Annotated in this window: 32 protein-coding genes; 22 read left to right on the forward strand and 10 right to left on the reverse strand. The window is 42.5% G+C overall.

Annotated elements, in window-relative coordinates; translation table 11 throughout:
* Positions 1–17 precede the first annotated feature (17 nt).
* A complete protein-coding gene (locus tag AC2A4J_RS06685; protein WP_484175402.1) occupies positions 18–560 on the reverse strand; it encodes a DUF3237 domain-containing protein in 543 nt (180 codons plus the stop codon).
* 161 nt (positions 561–721) lie between these two features.
* Positions 722–1,255 carry a WG repeat-containing protein gene (locus AC2A4J_RS06690; protein ID WP_484175403.1) on the reverse strand — a complete coding sequence of 178 codons (534 nt, stop codon included), beginning with the start codon at positions 1,253–1,255 and terminating at the stop codon, positions 722–724.
* Between the two features lie 162 nt (positions 1,256–1,417).
* On the opposite strand from AC2A4J_RS06690, the gene AC2A4J_RS06695 reads away from it, so the two are divergent.
* The 3 genes from AC2A4J_RS06695 (at position 1,418) to AC2A4J_RS06705 (ending at position 3,812) form a co-directional block, all read left to right on the forward strand.
* Positions 1,418–2,644 carry a capsular polysaccharide export protein, LipB/KpsS family gene (locus AC2A4J_RS06695; protein WP_484175404.1) on the forward strand — a complete coding sequence of 409 codons (1,227 nt, stop codon included), beginning with the start codon at positions 1,418–1,420 and terminating at the stop codon, positions 2,642–2,644.
* A 142-nt stretch (positions 2,645–2,786) separates the two neighbouring features.
* Positions 2,787–3,206 (forward strand): tetratricopeptide repeat protein, encoded by a 420-nt coding sequence (locus AC2A4J_RS06700; RefSeq protein WP_110573998.1) that lies wholly within the window; start codon positions 2,787–2,789, stop codon positions 3,204–3,206.
* Positions 3,207–3,224: 18 nt separating this feature from the next.
* Positions 3,225–3,812 carry a 3'-5' exonuclease gene (locus AC2A4J_RS06705; RefSeq protein ID WP_484175405.1) on the forward strand — a complete coding sequence of 196 codons (588 nt, stop codon included), beginning with the start codon at positions 3,225–3,227 and terminating at the stop codon, positions 3,810–3,812.
* A gap of 123 nt (positions 3,813–3,935) precedes the next feature.
* Here the strand turns inward: AC2A4J_RS06705 and AC2A4J_RS06710 are convergent, their stop codons facing one another.
* From AC2A4J_RS06710 to AC2A4J_RS06720, 3 genes are read right to left on the reverse strand one after another with little or no spacing between them, the layout of a single operon-like run.
* Positions 3,936–4,589, reverse strand: coding sequence for a DUF799 domain-containing protein (locus AC2A4J_RS06710; RefSeq protein ID WP_484175406.1), 654 nt, complete (start codon positions 4,587–4,589; stop codon positions 3,936–3,938).
* Positions 4,586–4,969 carry a DUF4810 domain-containing protein gene (locus AC2A4J_RS06715; RefSeq protein WP_484175407.1) on the reverse strand — a complete coding sequence of 128 codons (384 nt, stop codon included), beginning with the start codon at positions 4,967–4,969 and terminating at the stop codon, positions 4,586–4,588. The genes AC2A4J_RS06710 and AC2A4J_RS06715 overlap by 4 nt, the downstream gene beginning before the upstream one ends.
* Complete coding sequence (locus AC2A4J_RS06720; protein ID WP_484175408.1) at positions 4,959–5,663, reverse strand: CsgG/HfaB family protein; 705 nt, start codon at positions 5,661–5,663, stop codon at positions 4,959–4,961. The genes AC2A4J_RS06715 and AC2A4J_RS06720 overlap by 11 nt, the downstream gene beginning before the upstream one ends.
* Before the next feature lie 454 nt (positions 5,664–6,117).
* Between AC2A4J_RS06720 and AC2A4J_RS06725 the strand changes: the two genes are divergently transcribed.
* The gene (locus AC2A4J_RS06725) at positions 6,118–6,420 is read left to right on the forward strand and encodes a DUF4440 domain-containing protein (RefSeq protein WP_484175409.1); all 303 of its coding nucleotides are present in this window, start codon (positions 6,118–6,120) and stop codon (positions 6,418–6,420) included.
* 82 nt (positions 6,421–6,502) lie between these two features.
* On the opposite strand, the gene AC2A4J_RS06730 is transcribed toward AC2A4J_RS06725, so the two are convergent.
* Both AC2A4J_RS06730 and AC2A4J_RS06735 read right to left on the reverse strand, forming a co-directional pair.
* A complete protein-coding gene (locus AC2A4J_RS06730) occupies positions 6,503–6,766 on the reverse strand; it encodes a Txe/YoeB family addiction module toxin (RefSeq protein ID WP_484175410.1) in 264 nt (87 codons plus the stop codon).
* On the reverse strand, positions 6,759–7,013 hold the full coding sequence (locus AC2A4J_RS06735; protein ID WP_012069116.1) for a type II toxin-antitoxin system Phd/YefM family antitoxin: 255 nt from the start codon (positions 7,011–7,013) through the stop codon (positions 6,759–6,761). Before AC2A4J_RS06735 ends, AC2A4J_RS06730 begins: the two co-directional genes overlap by 8 nt.
* Positions 7,014–7,547: 534 nt before the next feature.
* Here AC2A4J_RS06735 and AC2A4J_RS06740 point away from each other — a divergent pair.
* Together AC2A4J_RS06740 and AC2A4J_RS06745 are read left to right on the forward strand one after the other, a co-directional pair.
* Positions 7,548–7,769 carry a TA system antitoxin ParD family protein gene (locus AC2A4J_RS06740; protein WP_100188361.1) on the forward strand — a complete coding sequence of 74 codons (222 nt, stop codon included), beginning with the start codon at positions 7,548–7,550 and terminating at the stop codon, positions 7,767–7,769.
* Positions 7,762–8,052: a type II toxin-antitoxin system RelE/ParE family toxin gene (locus AC2A4J_RS06745; protein WP_484175411.1), complete on the forward strand. Its 291-nt coding sequence runs from the start codon at positions 7,762–7,764 to the stop codon at positions 8,050–8,052. Before AC2A4J_RS06740 ends, AC2A4J_RS06745 begins: the two co-directional genes overlap by 8 nt.
* A 147-nt stretch (positions 8,053–8,199) precedes the next feature.
* Here the strand turns inward: AC2A4J_RS06745 and AC2A4J_RS06750 are convergent, their stop codons facing one another.
* The 3 genes from AC2A4J_RS06750 to ppsA all read right to left on the reverse strand — a co-directional run bounded on the left by AC2A4J_RS06750 (position 8,200) and on the right by ppsA (position 13,483).
* Positions 8,200–8,982 carry a hypothetical protein gene (locus AC2A4J_RS06750; protein ID WP_484175412.1) on the reverse strand — a complete coding sequence of 261 codons (783 nt, stop codon included), beginning with the start codon at positions 8,980–8,982 and terminating at the stop codon, positions 8,200–8,202.
* 483 nt (positions 8,983–9,465) lie between these two features.
* Positions 9,466–10,083, reverse strand: a complete 618-nt coding sequence (locus tag AC2A4J_RS06755; protein WP_484175413.1) for a hypothetical protein — start codon at positions 10,081–10,083, stop codon at positions 9,466–9,468.
* Positions 10,084–11,083: 1,000 nt separating this feature from the next.
* Positions 11,084–13,483 carry a phosphoenolpyruvate synthase gene (gene ppsA, locus AC2A4J_RS06760; protein ID WP_484175414.1) on the reverse strand — a complete coding sequence of 800 codons (2,400 nt, stop codon included), beginning with the start codon at positions 13,481–13,483 and terminating at the stop codon, positions 11,084–11,086.
* A gap of 205 nt (positions 13,484–13,688) precedes the next feature.
* On the opposite strand from ppsA, the gene AC2A4J_RS06765 reads away from it, so the two are divergent.
* From AC2A4J_RS06765 to AC2A4J_RS06840, 16 genes are all read left to right on the forward strand, one after another.
* Entirely contained in the window at positions 13,689–14,492 is an 804-nt protein-coding gene (locus AC2A4J_RS06765) for a pyruvate, water dikinase regulatory protein (protein ID WP_255828415.1), read from the forward strand.
* A 404-nt stretch (positions 14,493–14,896) separates the two neighbouring features.
* On the forward strand, positions 14,897–17,476 hold the full coding sequence (gene rnr, locus AC2A4J_RS06770) for a ribonuclease R (RefSeq protein ID WP_484175415.1): 2,580 nt from the start codon (positions 14,897–14,899) through the stop codon (positions 17,474–17,476).
* A gap of 73 nt (positions 17,477–17,549) precedes the next feature.
* A complete protein-coding gene (gene rlmB / locus AC2A4J_RS06775; protein ID WP_114411642.1) occupies positions 17,550–18,317 on the forward strand; it encodes a 23S rRNA (guanosine(2251)-2'-O)-methyltransferase RlmB in 768 nt (255 codons plus the stop codon).
* A 14-nt stretch (positions 18,318–18,331) separates the two neighbouring features.
* Positions 18,332–19,393 carry a nicotinate-nucleotide--dimethylbenzimidazole phosphoribosyltransferase gene (gene cobT / locus AC2A4J_RS06780; protein ID WP_484175416.1) on the forward strand — a complete coding sequence of 354 codons (1,062 nt, stop codon included), beginning with the start codon at positions 18,332–18,334 and terminating at the stop codon, positions 19,391–19,393.
* Between the two features lie 37 nt (positions 19,394–19,430).
* The gene (locus AC2A4J_RS06785) at positions 19,431–20,216 is read left to right on the forward strand and encodes an adenosylcobinamide-GDP ribazoletransferase (protein WP_484175417.1); all 786 of its coding nucleotides are present in this window, start codon (positions 19,431–19,433) and stop codon (positions 20,214–20,216) included.
* Positions 20,213–20,806, forward strand: coding sequence for a histidine phosphatase family protein (locus tag AC2A4J_RS06790; protein ID WP_484175418.1), 594 nt, complete (start codon positions 20,213–20,215; stop codon positions 20,804–20,806). The genes AC2A4J_RS06785 and AC2A4J_RS06790 overlap by 4 nt, the downstream gene beginning before the upstream one ends.
* Positions 20,807–20,875: 69 nt before the next feature.
* Entirely contained in the window at positions 20,876–21,490 is a 615-nt protein-coding gene (locus AC2A4J_RS06795) for a trimeric intracellular cation channel family protein (protein ID WP_484175419.1), read from the forward strand.
* Between the two features lie 48 nt (positions 21,491–21,538).
* Positions 21,539–22,192 carry a cob(I)yrinic acid a,c-diamide adenosyltransferase gene (gene cobO / locus AC2A4J_RS06800; RefSeq protein WP_484175420.1) on the forward strand — a complete coding sequence of 218 codons (654 nt, stop codon included), beginning with the start codon at positions 21,539–21,541 and terminating at the stop codon, positions 22,190–22,192.
* A gap of 193 nt (positions 22,193–22,385) precedes the next feature.
* Complete coding sequence (locus tag AC2A4J_RS06805; protein ID WP_255828422.1) at positions 22,386–22,829, forward strand: tetratricopeptide repeat protein; 444 nt, start codon at positions 22,386–22,388, stop codon at positions 22,827–22,829.
* Positions 22,830–22,858: 29 nt separating this feature from the next.
* On the forward strand, positions 22,859–23,080 hold the full coding sequence (locus AC2A4J_RS06810) for a hypothetical protein (RefSeq protein WP_484175421.1): 222 nt from the start codon (positions 22,859–22,861) through the stop codon (positions 23,078–23,080).
* Positions 23,070–23,207: a hypothetical protein gene (locus AC2A4J_RS06815; RefSeq protein ID WP_255828424.1), complete on the forward strand. Its 138-nt coding sequence runs from the start codon at positions 23,070–23,072 to the stop codon at positions 23,205–23,207. The genes AC2A4J_RS06810 and AC2A4J_RS06815 overlap by 11 nt, the downstream gene beginning before the upstream one ends.
* Before the next feature lie 21 nt (positions 23,208–23,228).
* Positions 23,229–23,513, forward strand: coding sequence for a S24/S26 family peptidase (locus AC2A4J_RS06820; RefSeq protein ID WP_255828425.1), 285 nt, complete (start codon positions 23,229–23,231; stop codon positions 23,511–23,513).
* A 135-nt stretch (positions 23,514–23,648) separates the two neighbouring features.
* A complete protein-coding gene (locus AC2A4J_RS06825) occupies positions 23,649–24,269 on the forward strand; it encodes a YitT family protein (protein WP_255828426.1) in 621 nt (206 codons plus the stop codon).
* Between the two features lie 137 nt (positions 24,270–24,406).
* The gene (locus tag AC2A4J_RS06830; protein WP_484175422.1) at positions 24,407–24,937 is read left to right on the forward strand and encodes an N-acetyltransferase family protein; all 531 of its coding nucleotides are present in this window, start codon (positions 24,407–24,409) and stop codon (positions 24,935–24,937) included.
* 30 nt (positions 24,938–24,967) lie between these two features.
* Positions 24,968–25,657 (forward strand): pseudouridine synthase, encoded by a 690-nt coding sequence (locus AC2A4J_RS06835; protein ID WP_255828428.1) that lies wholly within the window; start codon positions 24,968–24,970, stop codon positions 25,655–25,657.
* Positions 25,658–25,681: 24 nt separating this feature from the next.
* On the forward strand, positions 25,682–26,050 hold the full coding sequence (locus tag AC2A4J_RS06840) for a DUF2750 domain-containing protein (RefSeq protein WP_255828429.1): 369 nt from the start codon (positions 25,682–25,684) through the stop codon (positions 26,048–26,050).
* The last annotated feature ends 81 nt before the right edge of the window (positions 26,051–26,131 follow it).

Raw genomic sequence — 26,131 nt, forward strand, 5'->3', positions numbered from 1 at the left:
GGAGCTTAATAAGGCGTTTAGAGCAGTTGCCACACTCGAATGATCACTGCAGGGTCTTCGTTGTAATTATCGGCACGGTCTAATGTGCCTAGAAAAACAGATTTATTCATCCATTCATAGGGACTGCCAATAGGAGCTTCGAAGCTCAATACGCTTCGGGCATAACGATTACTAGGGTTTTCTTTGGTTGGTTCTGGGTTAATAGTAACCTTATTTTGAACCAATATCACAAAACCATCATCGGTTTTTAGTGCGTATTTTGCATCTAATTCTTTACTGCCATCGGGTCTACCGAGCTGCCAGTCACCGCCACCAGAAATAACTTCACCTTTTAGAGATGGGCCTTCAAATTCGCCACCAGTGATCCAAATAATGCCGCGTTCACCATACTTGCTTTGTCCAACAGTGACTCGATCTTTGTCTATCGTCACGCGTGACTCGTAGACAAATTTCGTTTCAAAGCGATCATCTCTATTAGGGTTTTTATCAGCGGCGAAAACACTAACGCTGCTTAGTAGAAGGGTGGAGCAAATTGCGATGGTATTAATGATTTTAAACATACTTGTTCTCCATTTTTATTGTTATTGCTCTTGTAGCCTAAGAGCAGCCTTTAACAAATAAAGGCATTTTGATAATAGAGAAATAATGTTTGTCTATATAATTGTTTAAAGTGGAAACGATATTGTTTTTTGTGATAATGAGTGTTTGCAACCGTTGTAGCCTATCTTGCTGGATCAACCTGATGTCCTTGTTTATCAATATATCCCCAAATACCGCCAGTTAATTCAGTATGCTCTTCATCAACTTGAGTGACGATACAACCGTGACACACTCTGGCTATTCCATCTTGGAATGGCCAAACCCAATCAAAATCAGTTGCCAAAACTAACTCAAAGTCATGATTGTAGAAGGCTATTTTACCGTTTAATAAAGACCTAGTTAGACCTTCCTCAAAATAATCGGCCCCATTGTCGTAGGTGATAACAGGCAAGTAGCTTCTATCGGGTTTAAGATAAAAATAGTGGCCTTGGGTAAACAACGTCGTTAGTTTGTTTTCGTCGAAGTTTAACTTACTCCAGTGTTTATCCGTTATTTCTAGGTGTTTGTTTTGATAAGAGGCACAGTGATGAAATACCTCAATTTCAGGGGAGGAGTTTTGTTCCGTCTGTTTCGGTATGAACGCACATGACTGTAAGCCTGAAGCATGAACTGAACCTGACAGTAGGATAAAGAAAAAAGTAATAACTATAATCATATCAATATCTTAAAAAATTAGTTGGTACGGTTTGATGGACCTTCGTTGATAGAGACTAATCATTGAATCCGCCAGTTAATTCGTAGGCTGTCGTTAGTTCGTCACATCTGTGTCTTATTTGCCTGTTATAAAAGACGCAAGGCATACAGCGGGAGTGACACTATGAACTATTTATTTATTACTCGAAAAAATGTACATGCTAGATATTACAAAATCCTAACGGCACGTCTCAATATTAATGCTCAGCTATACATTACAGGATTGCCCAAACTAACGTCTTTATTGTATTTGAAAAAAGCCTTTGCTGCTGATTTTAGCCACATTATGCAAGAGCAACTGAAAAGAAAGCGGGCAGTTAACTCAATTTGGAATAGTGCAAGTCTCAGTTACCTGTATACCACCGTTCTGACGGGTATTGAGCGCCTAAGATATGCGAAAGCTATCGCTGTATTGATTGACAAAAAGCCAGACACAGTGGTCATTTGGAACGGTCGGAAACTGCCTAATGTGACTGTCGATATGGCTGCTAAAAGTCTAGGAATTAACGTGTTCTACTTTGAAAATGGATTGTTGCCTCAGACCGTTTCCTTAGATCCGAAAGGCGTTAATTATTCCTCTTCATTGAGCAATGACCCAAAATTTTATCTAGAGTTTGATCCAAACAACGAACTTGAATTTTCAGCACCTGACATAGTTCCTCGTAGTAATATTAAAAAGCGCCAAAAGTTTCAGCCAGCGGCTTTGCCTGAGCGCTTCATTTTTGTCCCATTTCAAGTGCCCCATGATACGCAAATTGTTTGCTACTCTCCTTGGATTAATTCTATGGAGATGCTTTACGATGAAGTCATAAAAGCAGTAAAAAGGCTCAACGATCCTTCATTAAAAGTGGTATTCAAAGAGCACCCTTCTTGGCATAAACATTATTCATCTTTATACAACAAAGACGAAATTGGTTTATTTGCAAATGGGAACTCGACAGCCGAATTAATTGAAAAAGCACAGGCTGTCGTGACCATCAATTCAACCGTTGGAATGGAATCACTGCTAATGGGCAAACGAGTGATCACTTTGGGCAATGCTTGCTACAACATTGAAGGTCTAGTGCTAACAGCCATTGATGGCCCACAACTAGTGAATCGTCTGTTAAAAATAGACAAAGGTTGGCAGGCAAACAATGTATTATGTGAGAAATTTTTTACCTATCTAAAGCATGTATATTGCATACCTCGTGTCAACAAAGATGATGCAGACCACATCGAGGCCGTGGAAAAACGTCTGACTGGTAGTGATGCTTTTAGCCGTTATGATCGTGAGGACAACTCTATCGCTTCAAAGCATTCTGACCGTCATCATCCGACGATTCAGCATGTCTTATTGGGTCAAAACTAAAAGTTTAGGCCGTGTTGTAGAAAAAGAAGGGCCCTTGTTAAAGCCCTTCTTATCAATAACTCACCGAAAAGCTGTCATAAATGGCCCATTAAAATTACCATACTCGTTATTGCATAATTGAATGCCTCCAACAGAGTAAAATATGAACACCAAAATATACAAAGAAGTACTGTATCTAGCCAAAGAACTGATGACCTGCGCCAACAAAAAAGACCAAGCGGGTTTTGATGCATATTATGCAGAATTGAAAGCCATCTGTGATGACAACGACGGCACAGACAAAGACCACCCAGTACAGTGGGAAACCCTAGGCGACTTTACCGACGACTTAGAACAGGCGATTGTTATCTATGACAAGGCGCTAGAAAAAGCCGCCGCTATAAACTCCAAAGATTACCTTTCCTCCATCGGCTTCGCGGCCGCTCAACTGAAACTAGAGCTTGGCGACAAAAACGGTGCTATTGAATACCTTGAACAAGCCAAAATACACAGCAATAAAATCATCGATAAAGAGCTAAAAGCGGAAATTCACGACGTATTGTTTGATTTGAAAAAAGCTTAAAGAAACAAGAGAAACAGAATGGAACGTCCTACCAAGGAACAGATTAGCCAATTACCCTTGTATATTGGCCTTGGCCTTCGTGACATCGTCATCGTTGAAAACGAACTTGATGCCGCACAAGCCATAACAGCACTTAAAAACGAAACGTCTATTGGATTCGACACCGAAAGCAAACCTATTTTCCAAAAAGGCCAAGTCAGCCCAGGTCCATCGCTGATTCAGCTTGCCACCGAGTCAAAAGCGTTTCTGTTTCCTGTTCGATTTCTTAGTGCTGTGGCGGCAGCGAAGGAAATACTAGAAAACCCAAAAATCAAAAAAATTGGCTTTGGTATTAAAGACGACAACAAAGAACTGCGTAATAAGCTCAACATCGAGATCACCAACACGCAAGACTTGTCTGTCACCTTAAAGCAACTGGCAGGCGAGAAAAACAGCATTGGCGCTCGTGCTGCCGTCGCCATGGTCCTCGGAAAACGCCTTGGCAAAGGCGCCCAAAAATCCAACTGGGGCGCTTATCCTCTTAAAGAAAACCAGATACTTTATGCGGCGAATGACGCGCATTCAGCTATTTGTGTGGAGAGGGCGTTGGTTTCATTAAGGTCTTAGTTTCTTCCCCTTTTTAAGGGGAAGACGGAAGATGGGGTTATTGGTTCTTTTCAAACACTTTGTGTTCCCAAAAAATTCCAGTTACTACGATTAGTCGCTGGAATACTCACACTATATCAGATGTTATTTTTCGATAATTGGTGCGTATGGGCCATTTAGCAATCCTCTGTTTTGGTTGTAGATTGCCATGTTATTTGCAGTTCTTGCAACGGTTGGGGTTTGATCTGAAATAGAGTTCATGATTTGTGAGGCAACTGCGTTTATGAGGCTGCCGATTAGGCCATTGTTACCTGAGTTAGAGCTTTGGACGACAGAAGCGCTTGCATCCCATAATAGAGTGCCTGTTTTTCCATCAACTAATCTCATTGATACGTTAACGACAGTATCAGAGGAAAGCACATTAAACTTTTGCCCCCAGTCATTAATTTCTACATACAGAACGGCATCAGCACCAATATTTTCATACAGCTTGTCGAGAGGAACAGAGTTCATCTCTTCTGGCGTTGGTAATCCATTTTCTTTCATAAAAGTATCAATGACAGCCACTGGAAATACGTAATAACCTCTTTCACCTAATGGTCTACTTATCGTTGATAAGTAAATATATGGAGCGTTTACCTCTACAGAGTTATTCTTAGGGGGAATGACTAAGATGGATCTAGGTTCAGACGCCAATAGTGCATCATAGTTATAAGGTTGTGGCGTTGAACACCCTGCAATGAAAAGAGTCAATGAGAGTATAAACAGTAAAAATATATTTTTAGGCATTAGCATCATTTAGTCCCTTCTAAACGCTTCATCATTCCATCTATAAGTATTGCAGACTCTGGGAATAGAGTTTTCTCAGTCATAAACTCTGATTTAGATTGAGCCACATTACCTTCTAAAGCATACATATACCCAAGATGAGCATGAATGCCAGGTGCCATGGGAATATTTTGTGCTTCTGCTTTTTGAATATCTGTAACTAAGGTCGAAATTTGAGTGGTCGAATCAGCACTACCGGGCTTAATGTACATCCCGTATAGCATGTTTTCGTATTCTCCCCAGTAGAAAGTACTTTTCTTAGTGGCGCAGCCACTCAAAATGAACAGCGAAAAAAATACTATTGCGAAAGATATTTTATTAGAGTGTTTGGCGTTTTTATTACTGCTCATTTGATAGAACCACCCATGTGCCGTTCTCTAGATCACGTACAATATTATTTACTGCTTCTGTAATGGCGAAGTTTAGTACTTTGCCATTTAGTGTTGCATCGTAACTAGCCGTTGATCCAAAGCCTACTACTTCGCGATTACTGAGTTCATATTCGCCAGCGGCTTGAGTTGAATAAACAATTTCTCCATTCACAACATCGACAATGTTAATGCTGACTTTTGCATAGGCTGTCTGAGTTTTAGCTGATCCAAGAATCCCAAATAGCTGTTTATCCCCAGTTACTTTTCGTCCAAATTCTGTTACATCACCGGTAATTGTATATCTAGCACCAGTTAAAGTTTGTTTTACACCATTCAGCTCGGCTTCACGTTTTAAAACTTCTAAATTCTCTCTGTCTACAACTTTAAATCGATTAGTTTGTTGAAGGTGTGTCTTCAGAATGGTTTTAGATTGGTTACCTAGTTTGTCAGTGCCTGACGAAAAAAGGCCTTGCATGTATGAAGAGCGGTTTTGGAAATTACCAACAACCAACGTTGTTTTTATTCCTTTGTAATCAGTGTTATAGCTTTTTACTGTCTCCGATTCGACAGAACGATGCGACTGGTTTACCGAACAGCCTGCTAAAGTTAAAGCTGTTGCTATAGATAAGCAAACCATAGAATTTTTTAAAGTTCGGAAGGAAGGGGTTTTCATCTGATACTCCATGTAAAAATACAATTTAATTTTTCTGATTTAAAATTCGGGGCGATTTTATCCATATCTGGATACAATAACCAGAATTATTGATCACAAAGTTTCCTTTATCTTTATTTTGTTTTTACAGGCTAGGCTTAAGCAAGCTTTGGTTAAAAAATACAGACAATTTATATGCTCCGTTAAGAATTTAGGGTCAGATGAAAAAATGTTAGATGAAAAAATGTTAGATGAAAAAATGTTAGATGAAAAAATGTTAAAACACTGTAATGACCTTATCTTCTTTCTGAGCAATTATTGAGGCCCCATGAAAAAAGTATATTTGTACTATTAATGTCTCTATCGTTTCCAGCATGGTCGGATGAAATGTCTTTGGAAGATAGAATGAAATCACTAGATACCGAATTATTCGAATCTTTTAATCATTGCCAAGATCCTCAAGAGCTTGATAAACATGCCAGTTTTTTTCTCTCCTGATGTCGAGTTTTATCATGATACCGAGGGCGTTACTTGGGATCGTGCTTCTATGATTGAAAATACGAAAAAATATGTATGTGGCCATTACACTCGAAAACTCGTAGCCGACTCTTTTAAAGCTTACCCAATTAAAGATTTTGGTGTCATTACCGAAGGTGAGCACACATTTTGTCAAAATGGGACTCAGAAATGCGAAGGAAAGGCCGACTTAGTGATGATTTGGAGCAATACAAATGATAAATGGGAAGTTACTCGTGTATTAAGCTTTGGGCATTGTTAAAACAACTAACGAACATTGAAACACTTCAAACAACAGTTTTAGGTTAACCAGCAGCCAGTTGATTTGATCATGATTGCTTTTTTTAGTAATGATAACGACACGAGATAATGGTAATGGCGGCATCGTCCACGGCGTAGACCAAACGATTAGTATCATTGATTCTGCGAGACCAGAAGCCTGTTAGATTTTCTTTTAAGGCTTCCGGTTTTCCAATTCCTTCAAACGGTGAACGCTGAACATCGGTAATAAGTTTATTGATGCGTTTTAAGGTTTTCTTGTCTTGTGTCTGCCAATAAACGTAACTGTTCCAAGCTTCATCAGTCCATGATAAAAGCCTGCTACTCATCAATAAGTTCTCGCTGAGATGTTTTGCCCGCTTTAAATTGTGCAATTGAACGATTTAAGTGTTCTGCGTTAGCTGGCGAACGAAGTAGGTGAACGGTTTCCATAAGACTGTTGTAGTAATCCAATGACATTACCACTGCATCTTCAGAATCACGACGAGTGATTACCGTCGTATCCGCATCGTTAATCACATCGTCCAAAACGGACTTAAGATTATTTCGGGCTTCAGTAAAAGAGACAATTCTCATATTACACCTCACTTGTACATTATATAAGACAAGTCTAGTCTGAAAAGGAAAACATGTACAGAATGTTGTGCATAACTATGTCATGACAACAATCTACGGGGCGGGGAGGTATTTTTAACTGAGCCTAACTGCTTGATCGGCTTACCAACATAAAACCCGTGAATAGATTTTGTTGGATGGAGAACAAAAACGTAGGGCGTCATGAGCGCAGCGTGATGCGCCGTTGACCATTAGGGTCAGACAAACATGTTTAATTTTTATCTGACCCTAATTGTTCTATTTAACTGACTCTGAAACTCCATAAAGTCGCGCAATCGGGATTGCGTCGAACTGACTTTGTTGGATTACATTGATAGAGAAAAAGGCGTAGGGCGTCGTGAGCGGAGCTTGATGCTCCGTTGATCATTGTGGTCAGGCAAACGTATTTCATTATTACCTAGCTTAATTGTTCTTTAGGGAGGGGGGGGGTGATGCGTGTTGCTGCATTTGTGGCCATTTGCTACAGTTCTTATATAACACTTAGGAGATTTTATTATGTCTACTGCAAGTATTCGACTTGATCAAGAACTGGTTGATAAAGCGGCTATCATGGCAAAAGCTTTAAACCGTACAACACCTAAGCAAATTGAACACTGGGCGAAAATTGGTGAAATGATGGAAGATAACCCTGATTTGCCTTACGAGTTCGTAAAACAAGCCATCATTGCTAAAGCGGAAAAAGAAGCCGGAAAACTTGAGGCTTATAGCTTTGGCTAACATTACTCAAGTTCTTCAAACAACCACCTTTAAAAAAGCGGTCAAAAAACTGCATAAAAACCAAAAAGCGGATCTGGATAACGCGATCAGAGAATTGATTGAGGATCCGTTTCTAGGGCAACAGAAGAAAGGCGATTTATCCTTCCTCCGTGTCTACAAATTTAACATGGTGAAACAACTTACATTGCTTGGCTACAGCTACGAAGATGGCACCGTGATACTCGAACTCATGGCGTTAGGTAGTCATGAAAACTTTTATCGAGATGTGAAAAATATCGTTTGAGTAGATATGAAATGAAGGCATAGATATTTTTGGATGGTGCTAAAAAGGGGGAGATTGATACTGAAATTCCATAGATTGGCGAAATCGGCCCATTAACATAAAACCCGTGAACAGATTTTGTTGGATGGAGAGCAAAAACGTAGGGCGTCATGAGCGGAGCGTGATGCGACGTTGGGCATTATTAGTTGCCGATTGTGTTAACTTTAGCCATGCGTCAGCTTGTTCAACGATTTCTAAGAACCGTAAATTTAAAGTGCTTTTGTATAGCCTAATTGGATTATCTTCTATATCGAGATCTACTAAATGCTGCACTTCTCTAGGAATATTTACTTCTTCGCCATAGCTTTCAGCCATAAGCCTGATTTTGTCAATTATTATTAGCCATTTTAAAGCGTGCTCAGGAGATAAGCTCACTGCTAGTGGCAGAGTATGCCTGAAATCTTCAATTCTGGTATATGCTGTTTGCATTGCAAATTTTAATGGTAAGAACTTAGAGTTATTGTTTTTCAAGATCGTTTTTTGATCATTCAACCAGCTTTCATTTAATGTGCTTTTATCGACATGTGATATAGCTGTTTCATGGCCAAATATTCTGCATCTTACATATGCGTCAAGTATTGAAGAAATCAGTGAGTCAAGTAACTCTATTGTTTTTTTATCTCTGCGTTTTCTTGGTAAATAATCAATAAGAATATAGAAAATATATGCAGAAATTAAACCAATAAGTAATCCGGTTGAGATGTTTTTTGTACCATCACTGCATAATATTTGTCCCATAAATGTATCGCTGAGAACAGGAAGGAGTGGTAGTTGAAGCTCAATTATAACTAATGATAAAAAGGCAAGAATTACTGCAACTAACAGTTTTCGTTCCTTTGGCTCTCTCAATATACTCAATCGTTCGATAACTCCGATGTTTGATTTAGTCATGCCAATGCTGCAATAAAAGGCGCACCTTAGCGCGTCCAGCCCACATGGTGATTTTGCCTTTTTAGGCCCACTTACTTGAGTCAGGCATTTCAAGACCTAACCCATACATTAATCGAATAATCTGTCCTTCATGCATAACTTCATGTTCGTATAAATTAGCTAATATCTTCTCTGTATTTTCAGACCATTGAATATTTGAAAGCACACTCTCAAAGTAGCTATGGGTTTCTAACAATGCCTTTTCATAGCTGAACTTATTGCTTTAATCCGCTAGCGAGCATTTGAAACCTTGCCACTCTCCAGCTAATAATACTCGAAAGTAGCTTTCACGAGCACCAACAATGCACCAGAGGTGTTCTTCTAAACTTTAACATTTTGGCACATCTAACTTAGAAGATAATTGTACCTCGTTTATAGGTTTGGCTAGTTCGTCCAGAACATTGAAACGGTCTTTAATGTTACAAATTACGATATCTCTCATAATCATCCTCGAAAATTAATGCCGTATTCAGCTGTATATTTGCTGCAATGCTTTGTTATTTTTTTTGACTCTAAAGCGCTAATAATTTCTTGCATAAAGTTTTCAGAAACAACATTTTTGCTTCGAGCAACATCTAGCGATATGACTTGCCATCCCTGCTCTAGAGCGTAACGTAAAGGCCCTGATTTATTAGCATCAAATGTAATAACTGGGTTGTTTTTTGACCTTACCGCTAGTTCGATATCAGCTTCTTGCTTGAAAAGTATCTGACTTTCTTTCCTCTTTTCAAAAGTACCATACTTAGAAAGAAGTTCAGATCTCACCGAGGCCTCACTTTTATCACAAAAACGACCAGCACCAAATCCTGACGACCTTTGATACTCTTTTGGAAAAAGCTCACTATAAAACCCAAATATCGGGTCCTCTTGAACTGAGGTCGTAAATGCCTTCAAAGCAAAATCTTTGACATACTCTTTATGCTCTTTTACCAGCTGTAATATCTCATACTTCCCATGTGTAGTTATAAATAGCTCATAGGCTTCCTTTGGGAAGTAATACAAAAGGTCAATGTCATTATCAGCGAAATAGTCCCATAGATTATTATCAAGAAATACTCTCACGCAAGCTCCTTGAAACACTATATAAGGGTTAAGCAGTGGCTTAGCTACGGCTATAACTCTCTTTTGAACGGCCGCTGTATTGATAGGAAATTTGATTTTTCATCACTCGACTTCCCTGTTGAATTGCGGTGTGGTTTTTGGCGTATTACTGTTATTTTCTGGTTACTGGCAGCTTTAATACGTTATCTTTGTTTTGTTCTATGCCTCTTTTTACTTGGACTTAACGTAATTGGCAAGCCTTATTCTTTTGGTTCTTTTATCTACCCTCGCTGTGTTTTTGAAAAACAGTGGAGCTTTCTTTAAGAATTAAAAATGTTTGTATGGAGCATGAATTCCGCGTCGGGCTAAAGCCGCGACCTGCAATGAAAGCTTCGCTTTCATCGGCACATTACGCTGCGCTCATGATGCCCTACGAAAATCTAGCCTCTATGATGAAGTCCGTTCGACGCGACGAAGTTGCGCGACCCTATGGAGTTTTAGGGTCATTGTTTGACAAGCCATTTTCCACTGAGTAATTAATCTATGCCTTTCGACAAAAATCGTCTTGCCAAACTTATAATAAACAAAGTGAATGAGACGTTTGGGCGATAGCCCGACAAAGCGAATTTTTGGTTACTTTTTGGGCGCTAGCAAAAAGTTACCCGCCCAGCAGGGCGGAATAAAAGGTTGGGAATGCAAGGCGTTTGAATGGAACGTCAATTCCGCGTCGGGCTGAAGCCGCGACCTACTTCACAATGAAAGCTTCGCTTTCAGCGGCACATTACGCTTCGCTAATGATGCCCTACGGTCTTTGGTTTCCATTATTGAATTTCCGGATGAAGTCCAAAAAAAAGCCCCGCAGAGCGGGGCTATAAAACTAGGGAGTGACTACGATAAGGTCACGCGCTGCTTTGACACAGCATTCTGATCTGGTGATGAGTTAAAAAAACACATCACCAAACGCAGACTGGTTTCCCGTTTTGCCATGCTTGGTATAGCTGTGGCACAACGGGAATATTTTTTAAATGGCTTTGTTATTCAATTCGGTATTTTTCAATACTTCATCAAGGTGTAGCCAGGTTTCGATCACTGTGTCTGGGTTAAGAGACATGCTTTCGATGCCTTGGGCGACGAGCCAGTCGGCGAAGTCGGCGTGGTCGGATGGGCCTTGGCCGCAGATGCCGACGTATTTACCTTGTTCACGACAGGCGGTGATTGCCATTTTTAGCAGTTTTTTAACCGCTGGGTTACGTTCGTCGAATTTGTCTGCGATCAATCCTGAGTCGCGGTCAAGTCCGAGTGTTAGCTGAGTCAAGTCGTTAGAGCCGATTGAGAAGCCGTCGAAGTATTGTAGGAACTCGTCAGCCAATAGGGCGTTGGACGGTAGTTCGCACATCATGATGACTTTCAGGCCATTTTCGCCACGAGCCAAGCCTTGTTCAGCAAGCAGTTCGGTGACTTGTTGTGCTTCTTCCAAGGTACGAACAAATGGGATCATGATTTGTACGTTGGTTAAGCCCATGTCGTTACGAACGCGGCGGATGGCTTCACATTCTAGGGCGAAGCAGTCGCGGAACGAGTCGTCGATGTAGCGTGCTGCGCCACGGAAGCCAAGCATTGGGTTTTCTTCATCTGGTTCAAACAATGGACCGCCCACAAGGTTGTGGTATTCGTTTGATTTGAAGTCAGATAATCGCACGATGACTGGTTTTTGAGAGAAAGAGCACGCCAGTGTGGCGACGCCTTCGACCAGTTTGTCGACGTAGAATTCCACTGGGCTGTTGTAGCCGGCGATGCGGTGGTTGATCTCTTCTTGCAACGCGGGTGTCATTTCTGCGTAATTCAATAAGGCTTTCGGGTGAATGCCGATCATGCGGTTGATGATGAATTCTAAGCGAGCCAAGCCAATGCCGGCGTTTGGCAGCATGGCAAAGTCGAAGGCGCGGTTTGGGTTACCCACGTTCATCATGATTTTTACTGGCAGTTCTGGCATGTTGCCGACTTCAGAGGTGATGATGTCGAAAGGCAGTTCGCCTTGGTAAACAAAGCCCATGTCGCCTTGTGCGCAGGATACGGTGACGACTTGGCCGTCTTGTAATACGTCGGTTGCGTCGCCACAGCCCACGACCGCTGGAATGCCTAATTCACGAGCGATAATCGCTGCGTGACATGTACGACCACCACGATTGGTGACAATCGCTGAAGCACGCTTCATGATAGGTTCCCAATCTGGATCGGTAATGTCGGTCACTAGAACGTCGCCCGGTTGGATGCGATCCATTTCGGTGATAGAAGACAAAACTTTTACTGCGCCTGTGCCGATTTTGTGACCAATGGCGCGGCCAGTGATCATCACCTGAGAGGTTTTCTTCAGGTTGTAACGTTCCATGCTTTGGGCGTTGGCTTGGCTACGAACGGTTTCTGGTCGCGCCTGAACGATGTAGATCTTGCCATCGATGCCGTCTTTCGCCCATTCAATGTCCATTGGACGCTGGTAGTGTTTTTCGATGATGCAGGCTTGGCGAGCAAGGTCTTGCACTTCATCGTTTGTCAGTGCGAAACGGTTTTGGTCATCCAAAGCCACTGGGACGATTTTGACGAATTCGTCATCGCTTCCTGCTTCGGCGTATTCCATTTTTTGGGCTTTGCTGCCTAGACTCTTGCGCACAACCGCTGGGCGATTGGCTGCTAGTGTTGGCTTGTGAACGTAGTATTCGTCTGGATTAACCGTACCTTGTACTACCATTTCACCAAGGCCGTAAGCGGCGGTGATGAAAACCACTTCGTCAAAGCCTGATTCTGTGTCTAGGGTGAACAAAACGCCAGAAGCGCCGATGTCACTGCGTACCATTTTTTGAATACCTGCGGATAAAGACACGCCTTGGTGTTCAAAACCTTGGTGAACGCGGTAAGAAATCGCACGATCGTTAAAGAGAGAAGCAAACACGCGTTTGATTGACGCCTTGATGTCTGCCAAGCCTTTCACGTTTAGGAAGGTTTCTTGCTGGCCCGCGAAAGATGCATCTGGTAAATCTTCTGCCGTGGCAGAAGAGCGAACGGCAAAAGAGGTTTCCTCTGCGTTGTCGTCGCAAAGTGTTGCGAAGGCGGCTTCGATTTCACGGTCAAACTCAGCAGAGAAAGAAGCGTCTTCAATCCATTGGCGAATTTTAACGCCTGTTTCAGCAAGGGCGTGAACATCGTCTACATCCAATGCGTCTAGTGCTTGATGGATTTTTTCGTCTAGGCCGCTTTCAGTAATGAAGCTTTGATAAGCATAGGAAGTGGTTGCGAAACCGTTTGGCACTTGAATGCCAAGGTCTGTCAGGTTAGAAATCATTTCACCTAAAGAGGCGTTTTTACCGCCAACTTCGCCGACATCTTCCATATGAAGATCTTTAAACCACTTAATAAACTTGCTCACAAGAGACTCCAGTTTTTATATAAATTAATGGTAGGAATAGTTCTTAGCCAGTTTTTCCTAGTATGTCAGGCACTTGTCAAAGCACTTGATCTGGGTTCATTGTATGTAGGTGAGTCGCTTTGAATAAAATCGATTATTCGATGTAGTTTTATTTCAATCGAAAAAACGAATGTCGTTAGATAACAACAAAATAGGTAAATATTGAATGAAAGTGTATTTTGTCTCTGATGGAACAGCGATTACCGCTGAGGTATTTGGGTCGGCGATGTTGTCGTTTTTTGATGTGGCGGTAGAGACAAAAAGTGTGCCTTTTTTGACTACCAAAGATCAGGCAGAAGGGTTGAAGCAGCAGATTAATTTGGAACTGAATAGCGGTGTTGCTTTGCTGGTTTTTTATACGATATCTGATGCCTCTATTCGCGATATTATTGAGTCATGCGATTGCCATTGTTACAACTTGTTCGGTGATTTGTTGTCACCGATTGAGCAAGCTTTAGGCGTAAAAGCTCAGCCAACGGCACAGAAAGCCCACGGTATGAAAGAGGGCGTTTATGACGGTCGGATAGACGCCATAAACTACGCGTTGGCGAACGATGACGGGGCATCGGTGAAGAATTTTGCCGAGGCGGATATTATCTTGTTGGGCGTGTCTCGCTCCGGTAAAACACCGACTAGTTTGTACTTGGCGATGCAGTACGGTATCAAGGCGGCAAACTACCCAATTACCGAAGATGACTTTTCTACACCTGGTTTGCCTAAGGTGTTGAAAGATCATAAGAAGAAGCTATTTGGTTTGACCATAGACGCTCAGCGTCTGCATGAAATTCGAACAGGTCGCATGGCAGCAAGTAAATACGCCTCCTCTCGTCAGTGCCGCTATGAGGTGGATGAAGTGGAGTCTTTATATCGCCAAGAGCGTATTCCTTATTTGAATTCGACAAAACTGTCTGTGGAAGAAATTTCCACCAAAGTGATGGCTGAAATGAATTTGGTACGCCACAGGCAGTAATAATGAAGAGCGAAAGGATCAGATAATTCGATGGGTTCATCGTTTTTGCCCGAAATTTAGACAATTTAGTAATGAAAATATTTCGCTTAGGTCAAAATGGCATTATAAATGCTGGTAAAAGACAGACTGATATCGAGTCATAAGGGCTATTTGTTGTGTAATTACCAAATTAACTCAAAGAGAGTGTGCAGATAATGCTAAGAGCGTCGCTAACTTCGAGAGTATTTGGTGAATATACTCTATAATGGTAAACAATTGAGCGTGACAGTGACTTGCAGATAAGGCTATTAGAAGTAACTTATCAGAAGTGACAGCGAGTACTGCAAATGTTCTGAATAGTGAGATGTTCATATTTCTATTTTATAAAAGGGCGTCTTATTGAAAAAACCAAGGATAAAAATACATTGAGTAATAAAAATATTAACGATCCCCACAAGCAGCGAGAAGCGTCTAAGTACGACAATCCCGTACCAAGCCGTGAATTCATTCTAGAGTTTCTTGCCACCCAAAATAAAAGCATGGGTCATTTTGATTTATGCAAAGCGTTTTCGCTGACAGGCGAAGATGAAATTGAAGCCCTCCGTCGTCGTCTCATCGCTATGTGCCGAGACAATCAAATGACCAGCAATCAAAATGACGAATACTCGCCGATTTTAGAAAGTGACCTGATTGAAGGTTACGTTCAAGGCAATAAAGAAGGTCATGGTTTCTTGTTACGTCAAAGCGATGACGATATTTTCCTATCTGCCCGTCAAATGCAGAACGTGATGGATGGCGATAAAGTCAAAGCCCGTCTTTCTGGTCGTAGCGTTAAAGGTCGCTTAGATGGTGTCGTGGTTGAAGTGCTAGAACGTAAGCACACGCAACTTGTAGGTCGATACTATGAAGAAAGCCGTACCGCTTTTGTGACCCCAGAAAACCCACGTATCGCACAAGATATCTTGATCACTACAGAATCGGGTTTAACGCCGGCTCATGGTCAATATGTGTTGGCCGAAATTGTTAGCTACGCTGAGCGCGGTAAACCGGCTCAGGGTTTAGTGAAAAAAGTCCTTGGCGACTTTATGGCGCCGGGCGTTGAAATTGAAGTGGCGATGCATCGTTATGAAATTCCTAACGAGTGGCCTGCAGCGGTTGAAAAACAAGTTAAAAACTTCAGCACAGAAGTAGCAGAAGAAGACAAAGCGCATCGTGTTGATTTGCGTGATACACCGTTTGTCACTATTGATGGCGAAGATGCGCGTGATTTTGATGACGCCGTATATTGTGAAAAAACACCGGGTGGCTGGAAACTGTTTGTTGCCATTGCCGATGTTTCTCATTATGTGAAAAAAGACACGGCGTTAGATGAAGAAGCCATTGTTCGTGGTAACTCGGTTTATTTCCCTGGTCGCGTTATTCCTATGTTGCCAGAAGTACTGTCGAACGGCTTGTGTTCATTGAACCCAGATGTTGACCGTTTGGCGATGGTTGCTGAAATCTCTTTGACATCCAAAGGCAAGATGCGTGGCTTTAAGTTTTATGAAGGCATTATCCGCTCTCATGCGCGCTTAACTTACAGCAAAGTCGCGAAAATGATCGCGGATGAACCGGAAGAGCAAGGCATTGAGCTGCGTGAACGTTACGCGTCTATCGTGTCACATATCGATGATTTAAATGGTTTGTATCATGTCTTGAAAGGTGCTCGTGATGAGCGCGGTGCGATGGAGTTCGATACCATCGAAACTCGCATGGTGTTCGACGAAAACTCTAAGATTGAGCACATTATTCCTGTAGAACGTAACGATGCCCATAAGCTAATCGAAGAATGTATGTTGTGTGCCAACGTGGCCGCAGCAGAGCTATTGATTAAAGCGGATTTGCCGGCTTTGTTCCGTGTTCACGAAGGGCCAAAAGACGACCGTTTGTTAACCTTACGAACCTACCTTGGCTTGCTAGGTTTAGAACTAACAGGCGGTACTAAACCGACGCCAACGGATTACGCGGCACTTTCTGAAGCGATTAAAGACCGAGCGGATGCTCGCAGTATTCAGACTATGATGCTGCGTTCTATGTCTCAGGCGGTATATCAAGCGGATAATTTGGGCCACTTTGGTTTGAATTATGAAGCTTATACGCACTTTACATCGCCAATTCGTCGTTACCCAGATTTGTTGGTGCATCGTGCGATACGTTATTTGATTCGTGGCGAAGGCCGTCCGGAAGTGCGTCAGGCACATCGTGTGGCGGGCAGCCCAGAACTGAAAGAACGCAAAATCTACGGTTACAACCACGCTGATATGGACGGTTTAGGGGATTCTTGTTCTGTGACCGAACGCCGTGCAGACGAAGCTACGCGTGATGTTGAAGCTTGGTTGAAATGCCAATACGTTGAACAGCATTTGGGCGAACCGTTTGATGGTGTTGTTACCGCCGTGACCTCGTTTGGTTTGTTCGTTGAGCTACAAGGTTTGTTCGTTGATGGCTTGGTGCATATTTCTGGTCTTGGGCAGGATTACTTTGTTCATGATATGGAACATCAAGCGATTGTCGGTGAGCGCACAGGTCGTGTGTTCCGTCTTGGCGATACGTTAAAGGTTCGCGTGTCTAATGTGAACTTGGAGCAACGTAAGATTGATTTGAGCTTGGATGAGGGGAGTAGTCGTCCAGCACGCAAAAAAGTCGAACGTAGCGATAAAACCGAGCTTGAAATGCAATTGGCTCAGTTGCCGCCGATTGAATTAGGTGGTCGCTCTAAACCCAAGTCTGCTGCCAAAGTAGAAGGTGACAAGTCGAAAGACGCTAAGCCATCGAAAGATGGCAAAGAGTCGGATGGTAAGGCGAAGAAAAAACGTCGTTCGCCAGCCTCTAAAGGCAAGCGTATCAGACAGAAAAAGTCGGGTACTGTGTCGGCAAATGGTAAGCCAACTACGGCGGCTACTAAAAAACCGAAAAAGCCTAAGAAGCCGAAAAAGAGCAATGCTAAGCCAAAAGCAAAAGACTGATCAGAAGCTCTGAATCGAGCTTTCTAGATGAATAAAAGGGGGGGCGTAGGCCCCCAAATTAATAGAGTAGATAATGTCAGATTTAGAATGGATATACGGCATTCATGCCGTGGAAAACGCATTGACTCAACAGCCAGAACGCGTCAAAGAAGTACGCTTTCAAGAAGGCCGTGATGATAAGAAAAACCAGCGACTAGTACAGCTTTGTAAAGCCAACAAAGTGCGCTACAGCGTGGTACCGCGTAAAGAATTGGATCAGCTTTTTACCAAGAACAAAGAGCGTGCAGTTCACCAAGGCGTTGTGGCTTATACCACAATGAACAAAGCAGGAAGTGAAGCAGACTTGCATACTTTGGTCGCGGGTTTAGATGAAACACCATTGATTATTATCTTAGACGGTGTGACTGATCCGCATAATTTAGGCGCGTGCTTACGTAGTGCAGATGCCGCTGGTGCTCATGCTGTTGTTATGCCGAAAGACAATTCAGCACCCTTAAATGCAACGGTTAGCAAAGTGGCGTGTGGTGCAGCGGAAAGCATTCCTGTTTACGCGGTAACCAACCTAGCTCGAACGATGAAGAAGTTACAAGATCAAGGTGTGTGGATTTTTGGCACAGCAGGCGAGGCAACGCAAACCATTTACGAGCAAGATTTATCTATTCCAACGGCTATTGTAATGGGTGCAGAAGGCGATGGTATGCGCCGTTTGACTCGTGAACAGTGTGATTATCTAGTGAAACTGCCTATGGCTGGTGTGGTTTCTAGTTTGAATGTGTCTGTAGCGACAGGTGTTTGTCTCTACGAAGCGGTGCGTCAACGCGCGGTGAAGGCCAAAGGTTAAGGGGCAAAAAAGCCTTGTTTAAGCAATTTAGTATTCAGGCTCCTTCGGCTGAAATTTCAGTCGAATTACAACAGAAAATCGACACTAAAACCAAACCGTTAGGCGCATTAGGTGAGTTGGAAAGCATTGCTTTTCAGCTTGGTAAAATTCAGCAAACCTTAACGCCAGATACGACAAAACCTAAGATGGTCATCTTTGCTGCTGATCACGGTGTTGTCGCACAGGGAATTAGTTTGTTTCCTCAAGAAGTGACGCCACAAATGGTGATGAATTTCTTGATGGGCGGCGCAGCGGTAAGTGTTTTCTGCGAGCAGCATAAAGTGCCACTGCGCATTGTGGATGTGGGCGTCAACGCAGAGCTAGAAGCGCATCCGCTATTAGGCAATCGCAAAGTGGCGTTTGCGTCTAAAGATTTTAGTCAGCAAGCGGCGATGACAACGAACGAGTTAGCACAAGCAATTCAAGCCGGTGTCGATGAGGCAAATCTTGCTATTGATGACGGTGTGAATTTGTTGATGTTCGGTGAAATGGGCATTGGCAATACTTGTGTGTCCTCTTGCATGATGACAGCGTTAATTGGTGTGAATGCGGCAGACAGTGCTGGACGCGGTACGGGATTGGATCATGCTGGGGTTTCCCATAAAGCGCAGGTTATTGAGCAATCATTGAAGCGCGCGGAACAAGAAACTGGCCAAATGATGTCTGACTGGAGCGCTCAAACGCTTGCAGAACAAGTCGGCGGTTTTGAGATTTTGGCCATGGCGGGTGCAATGTTGCAATCGGCTCAGCGACAAACAGCCTTTGTGGTTGATGGCTTTATCTGTTCGATGGCTTTGTTGTTTGCGCAGAAGGTCGCGGCAGATGTACGCGAGTATGCGATTTTTGCCCATCAATCGAATGAAAAAGCCCACAAGTTACTACTTGATCATTTGAATGCTGAGCCTATTTTGTCTTTGGACTTGCGTTTGGGCGAGGGCTCGGGTGCTATTTTGGCTTACCCATTAATCAACAGTGCTTGTGTGTTTTTGAATAAGATGGCGAGCTTTGAAAGCGCTGGCGTGACGGATTCTAAATAACCTTAGTTGTACGAAAATTAGGTATAAATAACCCATTATGAAAGGCGTAATTGTTGGTCCATATTGGCAAGGTTTTAAACGCAGTCTTGTCACCTACACTCGAATCCCTCTCAAAGTGGATTGGAGTGATGATATAGAGCACATCCCAGCGGTGTGCTTTTTACCATGGATTGGTTTGCTGGTTGGGTTACTGAGTGCTTGGCCATTATGGTTTGATTGGTCGACGTCTTTGCAGGCGCTGCTTATGTTATTAACCGCGGTGTTATTAACGGGCGGGTTCCATGAAGATGGTCTGATGGACTGCTGTGATGGTTTGGTGGGCGGCTGGGACAAAGAGCAACGCTTGTCGATCATGAAAGATTCGCGCATTGGCAGTTATGCCGCTTTGTCTATTTGGTTTTCTTTGACATTAAAGTGGCTGCTTTTGAGTGAGCTGTTACAGGCTATTCCCGACTCATTTTTGGGCTTTCTTTATACGCTAAGTGGTTGGTGTGTAGTACATGTAATCGCTCGATTTATACCTATTGTACTCATGAATACTCTTGATTATGTGTCTATGGGGCAGAGTAAAGCATCAAGCATGATTGCTAAATTAACTTTTAGTCAGTGGCTGGTGGCTTTGTTGCCTTGTTTTTTGATTGGCATTCTGGCCTTCAACTTGTTTTATTTGATTCTTACCCTTGTCTTGTCGGCTGTTTTAGTTTTTTTGATCCGCCTTTATTTGCGTAAAAAAATTGATGGTTTTAATGGCGATGCATTGGGAGCTAGTGAGCAAATAGGTGAGGTTTTTGTTGTTGTGTGTTTGTTGGTGTCATATTCATGAAGCTGTATTTGATTCGACACCCAAGACCAGAAGTTAAGAAAGGCTTATGTTATGGTGATATGGATGTGCCACTTGCCGATGGATGGGAAGAGGGAGCTGAGGCATTAAAACGGGCTTTGTCGATTGAATTTGATCACGAGTCAAATGTGTGTTTTCACAGTCCATTAACTCGTGCGGCTCGATTAGCTGAACATATTTCGGATGGTAAGTCACAAGTTGCGGAAGCGTTAAAAGAGCTGGACTTTGGTGATTGGGAAGGTTTGTGTTGGCAAGATATTCCAAAGCAAGAAATAGATTTTTGGGCTAACGATATTGTGCATTCTGCGCCTTATAATGGTGAATCACTGCAAGTGGTAGCTGACCGTGTTTGGCAATGGTGGCTAGCCGTAAAAGATGCACCTATGGATAGCTGTGTGTTAGTTGCTCATTCCGGTGTTATTAAAGTGTTTGTTAGCATGCTTTGCCAATGGCCTTTGGATCAATGCCATCGAATTGATGTGGGTTTCAGTAGTTTGACGGAGTTTTCGGTACAGGGGGATTTTGTCATGTTAAAGCGTTTGGGTGCGGGTGATTGGGTATCCTGTCAGTAGCGTGCACTTTTTAATGTTGGGTTTGGTATTCGCCAGATCGTCTTAAGTTCGACTGAGAATCAATAGAAAATGTTGCTATATTTTTTGGGGATGTTTGGTATTGCTGCGTTTGCAGTAACAGGGGTTATTTCATCCGGTAAAAAAGACATGGATCTGTTTAGTGTCGTGTTTCTTGGCATGGTAACGTCATTGGGTGGCGGTACAATTCGAGATACGGTGTTATCGGTCGAAGCGGTTTATTGGGTAGAAGACACTTCTTATTTATGGGTGGCGTTTTTATCTTCTGCCTTAGCGTTTTTCACTGTGCGATTTATTGAAGATAGACAAACGGTTTTCCATTATGCGGATTCATTTGGTTTGGCGCTTTTTACCGTAGTTGCGACAGAGAAAGTGTTGAACTTAGGGTTTCCGCCGACTATTGCTATCACTATGGGAATTATTACGGGTGTGGCTGGTGGCATTATTCGTGATATTTTGAGCCACCGTCCGCCATTAGTGTTAGGGCGAGAGTTTTATGCAACGCCTGCGTTTTTAGGGGCTTTATTGTTGGTGTTACTTGAAAAAAACGTGCCGACACATGATTTTAACTCGATTTACGCTGTGGCTTTAGTCTTTATACTAAGGGTGTTCGCGATACATAAAGGTTTGTATTACCCGAGTTGGTTGTTGTACAAGAAAAGGTAGTGCGATAAAAAACAGTACAAGAAGACATTATTTAAAAAGAGATAAATTATGGCGGATCTTTCCCTAGGTAAAAAAAGCCTAGATAAAAAAAACTCAGAACAAAAAGACGAACAGGCTGAGAAGAATGAAGCACGCTTGTTAAAGAAGAAAGCGGTGGTTGATCAGCGTATCGCAGCGGCCACAGAAGAGCGTGGTGTCACCATTTTGTTAACTGGTAATGGCAAAGGTAAAAGCTCTAGTGCTTTTGGTACTATGGCGCGTGCTTTAGGGCATGGACAGAGAAGTGCGGTGATTCAGTTTATAAAAGGACGTAAGGCGACGGGCGAGCAATTGTTCTTTGGTTCTCATCCATTGGTTGATTTTCATGTGATGGGACATGGTTTTACATGGGAAACACGTAATCCAGAATTAGAGAAAGAAGCCGCAGAGCAAGCATGGGAACTGGCTAAAAGTGTGCTGTCTGATTCTAGTGTGCATTTTGTTTTGTTGGACGAAATTACTTATATGTACAAATATGGCTATTTAAACGAAGACGATTTGATCGCTGCTTTGGCTGCTCGTCCTGCTCACCAAAATGTGATGATGACAGGCCGAACAGCACCACGAGTATTGCTAGATAGCGTTGATACACACAGTAAAATTGGCAACGAGCGGCATGCTTTTGCGAATGGTGTTAAAGCTCAAGTGGGCATTGAATGGTAGCTCGCCTTGCGAGCTTCTTTTTTCCCTCCTTCCCTTCCTTCCGTTTCCTCCAGTACTGTATTTTGCCCTTCAGATATGAACTCTAAAAATTAAATGAGATTAATTCTCAATATGACTGGATTTATTTTAATTCTTTTACGATAATGATTCTCATTAAATTTATTATGTGTCATAACAAATCGTGGAGAAGACAATGCAGGACTGGGAGCGTTTAACTAGACAGGCAAACCGAGCTTATTCAAATCATGCTTTTACAGATGCTGTTGATTTGAACCGACAGGCATTAATGGAGGCAGAGCGTTCATTCGATGAAGATTTCTATCTGGATGCCGAATCAGCCGTTGCGGCCGCGGCGGTAAGCTTTTTGAATATTGCTGAATCTTATACCGCCTTAGGTGACTTTATTTCCGCTAATACTCAATTTGAGTGTGCGGTCAATTTTCTCCAAACCATTCTTAATAGAGCTGACATGGATGAAGATCAGCGTTCGCTTATCACACGAACCGCGACACATATTCGTTTTGAGTGGGAATTGTTCGCGCAGAGTTACAGCAAGGAAGTATCTGCGCAAAGTCGAGCTTTGATGCACTCACTGTCTAACGCCGTGTCCATGCCAGTAAACATGGTTCGGCATTAATCTCCGTTTATGAAGGAGGGGGTAATTATATGAAACTGGCTATTGCAGCTATGCTATCTGGCGTTTTGCTTCTTATTAGCCAAATTTTTCAGGCGTATTCTGGACAGAATCATACCTACTGGGCGAGTGACTTAATCCACGTTTTAGCCGTGTTGGCGGTGAGCGGTATTGTTGTCGGTGGATTTGCTTACAAGCGGTTACTACGTCGTCGTAAACAACTGGAGCGAGAGAAGGTCAGCCATGATGCATAATTTTATGACAATATTAGATAAGGTGATCGGTTTTAAAACGGCACAAGCTTTATGTGTTGTTACTTCTAAAGAACCTGATAAGCCAGTAAAAACGCTAAAGCGTCCATTGGGTAATCGTTATTGGTAATAGTTAAATAAAGGAGTGATTATGCTTCATTTAATTAAGGTAAAGGGCGAGAGTATGGCCCCAAGCTTACATGACGGCGATTTTGTTTTTACCAGTCGTTGGCATAAGAAGCTTAAAGTTGGCCATCTTATTGTTGTTGATCATGCGTTATACGGTCTTATCATCAAAAAAGTATTGCATATCGCTCCAGATGGTCAGTTGTGGCTAGGTGGGGAAAGTAATAAAGCCCTTCAATCCGAAAGAATTGGTTGGGTGTCACCAAGACGTGTTGTGGGCAAGGTTATGCATCGGATTTGCGCCGCTTAACGGGTGTACATAAAACTAGACACTTTATCAAATAAACCAAAAATTGCTTTCGGTCCTGATGTTGGTATTAGGCTGAATTTTCTCTAAAATCTTCTTCCATTACTACCTACAATTGATTTAGCTAAAGAGAAATTCATGTCGACTGCAGAAATACCACAAGTGAAAAAACATACCCGCCTTGAAGATATTCAAGCTGTCATTCTTGGTACCATGATCATCGCATTGGGTGTGAATCTTTATACTCATGCTGGTCTGTTAACCGGAGGCTCTGCTGGATTGGCTTTTCTAATGAAGTATGCGACGCCTTTGACTTTTGGTCAGGCATTTTTCTTAATCAACCTGCCATTTTACGCTTTAGCGATTATGCACTTTGGTTGGGAATTCACTATTAAGACTTTTCTTTCTGTATTTTGCTTGTCTGTTTTTGCTGATGTGACTCCGATGTTAGTCAACTTCAATGAAGTTAATCCGCTGTACGCCAGTATAGCTGGTGGTTTTTTGATGGGCGTGGGATTTTTAATGCTATTTCGACATAACGCGAGTCTGGGCGGGCTAAATATTTTGGCACGCTATTTGGCTGAAAAATACGGTATTTCCATGGGGAAATTCCAGATGGCAGTTGATTGCATGATTGTACTACTGTCAGTATTTGTTGTTGATTACACGCTAATTCTTATCTCGGTTGTTGGTGCGGTTGCATTAAATATGATCATCGCCGTCAACCATAAGCCAGGCCGCTATATGGGTAATGTTTAAATTACACAGAAGATGTTTGGGAAAGGCGGCTTCGGTCGCCTTTTTTATGGCTTCCATTCGCTTAAACCGTGTTGGCGTTTCCTAACCGAGTCCGGCTCAGGTATTATTACGACAATCAAAAGACTGAGGAAAAGAGTTTGGAATTACTTAAAGTAGACAACCTTAATCCCTACTTAGATGATCTTGTTGAGTTATTATGTGATGCTGTTGATGCAGGTGCGCCTATTGGTTTTTTACCGCCAATGAGTGAGTCTGAAGCGAAAGCTTATTGGTTGTTTATTAATGATGATTTGCAGGCTAATGCCCGCCAAGTTTTATTAGTCCGTGAAGACGATAAAGTCGTTGGTAGTGTGCAAATTGCCATGTCACCAAAAGCCAATGCATTGCATCGTTGCGATGTGGAAAAACTCATGGTGCATACGCAAGCGAGAGAGCATGGCTTGGGTGGTAAGCTGATGCAAGGTGTTGAACGCGTGGCGGCATCCATGCAGCGACAGCTGCTCATACTTGAAGTCAGAAGCGATGATATTGCTCACGACATGTATGTTAATATGGGCTATATTCCGTTTGGTGAGGTGCCTGGTTACACTCGTAGCGCAAACGGTATGCTGCATAACGCGACGTTCTTCTACAAAGAAATTGAAACCACCCATGAAGTATTCTCTTAAATTTAATCTACAAAGCCATAGGCGATCCCCTTGAGACTTGATTTTTATTTATCCCACGTGACCGAGTTGGCACGTAAAGCTGCAAAAATTGCAGCATCAAAAGGCCGTGTTACTGTAAACGGTGAAGTAGTTAAAAAAGCCAATTACACCGTACAAGAAGGGGATCAGATTTGTCTAGATGATACCCTTTTGGCATGGCCATCTGAGGGGTACTATTTACTACACAAACCAGCAGGTTATGTGTGTGCGACCCAAGATCCAGATCATCCAACGGTATTGGATCTTTTGCCTTCTCATTTAGGGCAAGAGTTGAAAATTGTTGGTCGTCTAGACAAAGATACAACCGGTTTGCTGTTGCTAACGACTGATGGCCAATGGTTACACCGAATTACTTCACCACGTAATGCTTGTAACAAACGCTATCGTATGATGCTAGCAGATCCAATCAGCGATGAAGATTTGAAGCTGTTGGAAGCCGGCGTGATGTTGCATGGCGAATCACAGCCAACATTACCAGCCGTTGCTGAGCGTATTAGCGATTGTGATATTTACCTGACGATTCAAGAAGGTAAATACCATCAGGTAAAACGCATGCTGGCAGCCGTAGGCAACAAAGTGGAAGAACTTCATCGCGATCAAATTGGTCCTTTGTCACTGGATGCGGACATATCGGCCGGTGAGTTTCGTGAATTAACCGCAGACGAAGTGCTTTACTTTTAAACAGAGTTTTAAGAGAGATTGAAAATGAAAGAATTATCGATGGAAGAACGCGTTCAACTTTTAGTTGCGCCTGACAACGAACGTTTAGCGTATTTTGTTGAGCAAGCAAAGGCCACAGAGCAAGTGTGGAGCTTAAGTAACGAAGAAGGTTTTGTCATGGTCGAAACGGACGATGGCGATTGCGTGATGGTTTGGCCAGATGCAGAATTTGCTAGCCAGTGGGCGATTGAAGATTGGGACGACTGCGAGCCAGTGTCAGTGTCTCTTGATACCTTTAAAAACGAATGGCTACCAAGTCTGATAGCTGACAATATTACGGTTGCTGTTTTCCCGAATATTGAAGACGAAGGTAAGTTGTCGACAGCACAAGAGTTAACGGATTTACTGGCTTAAAAGAAAAATAATCCCACCCTAACCTTAAAAGACACAAGGGGCGGGAATAAAACTAGCTTGCTGCTCCTTCTGCCAAGGGAC

The sequence above is a fragment of the Marinomonas sp. ATLA20 genome, assembly GCF_057180105.1.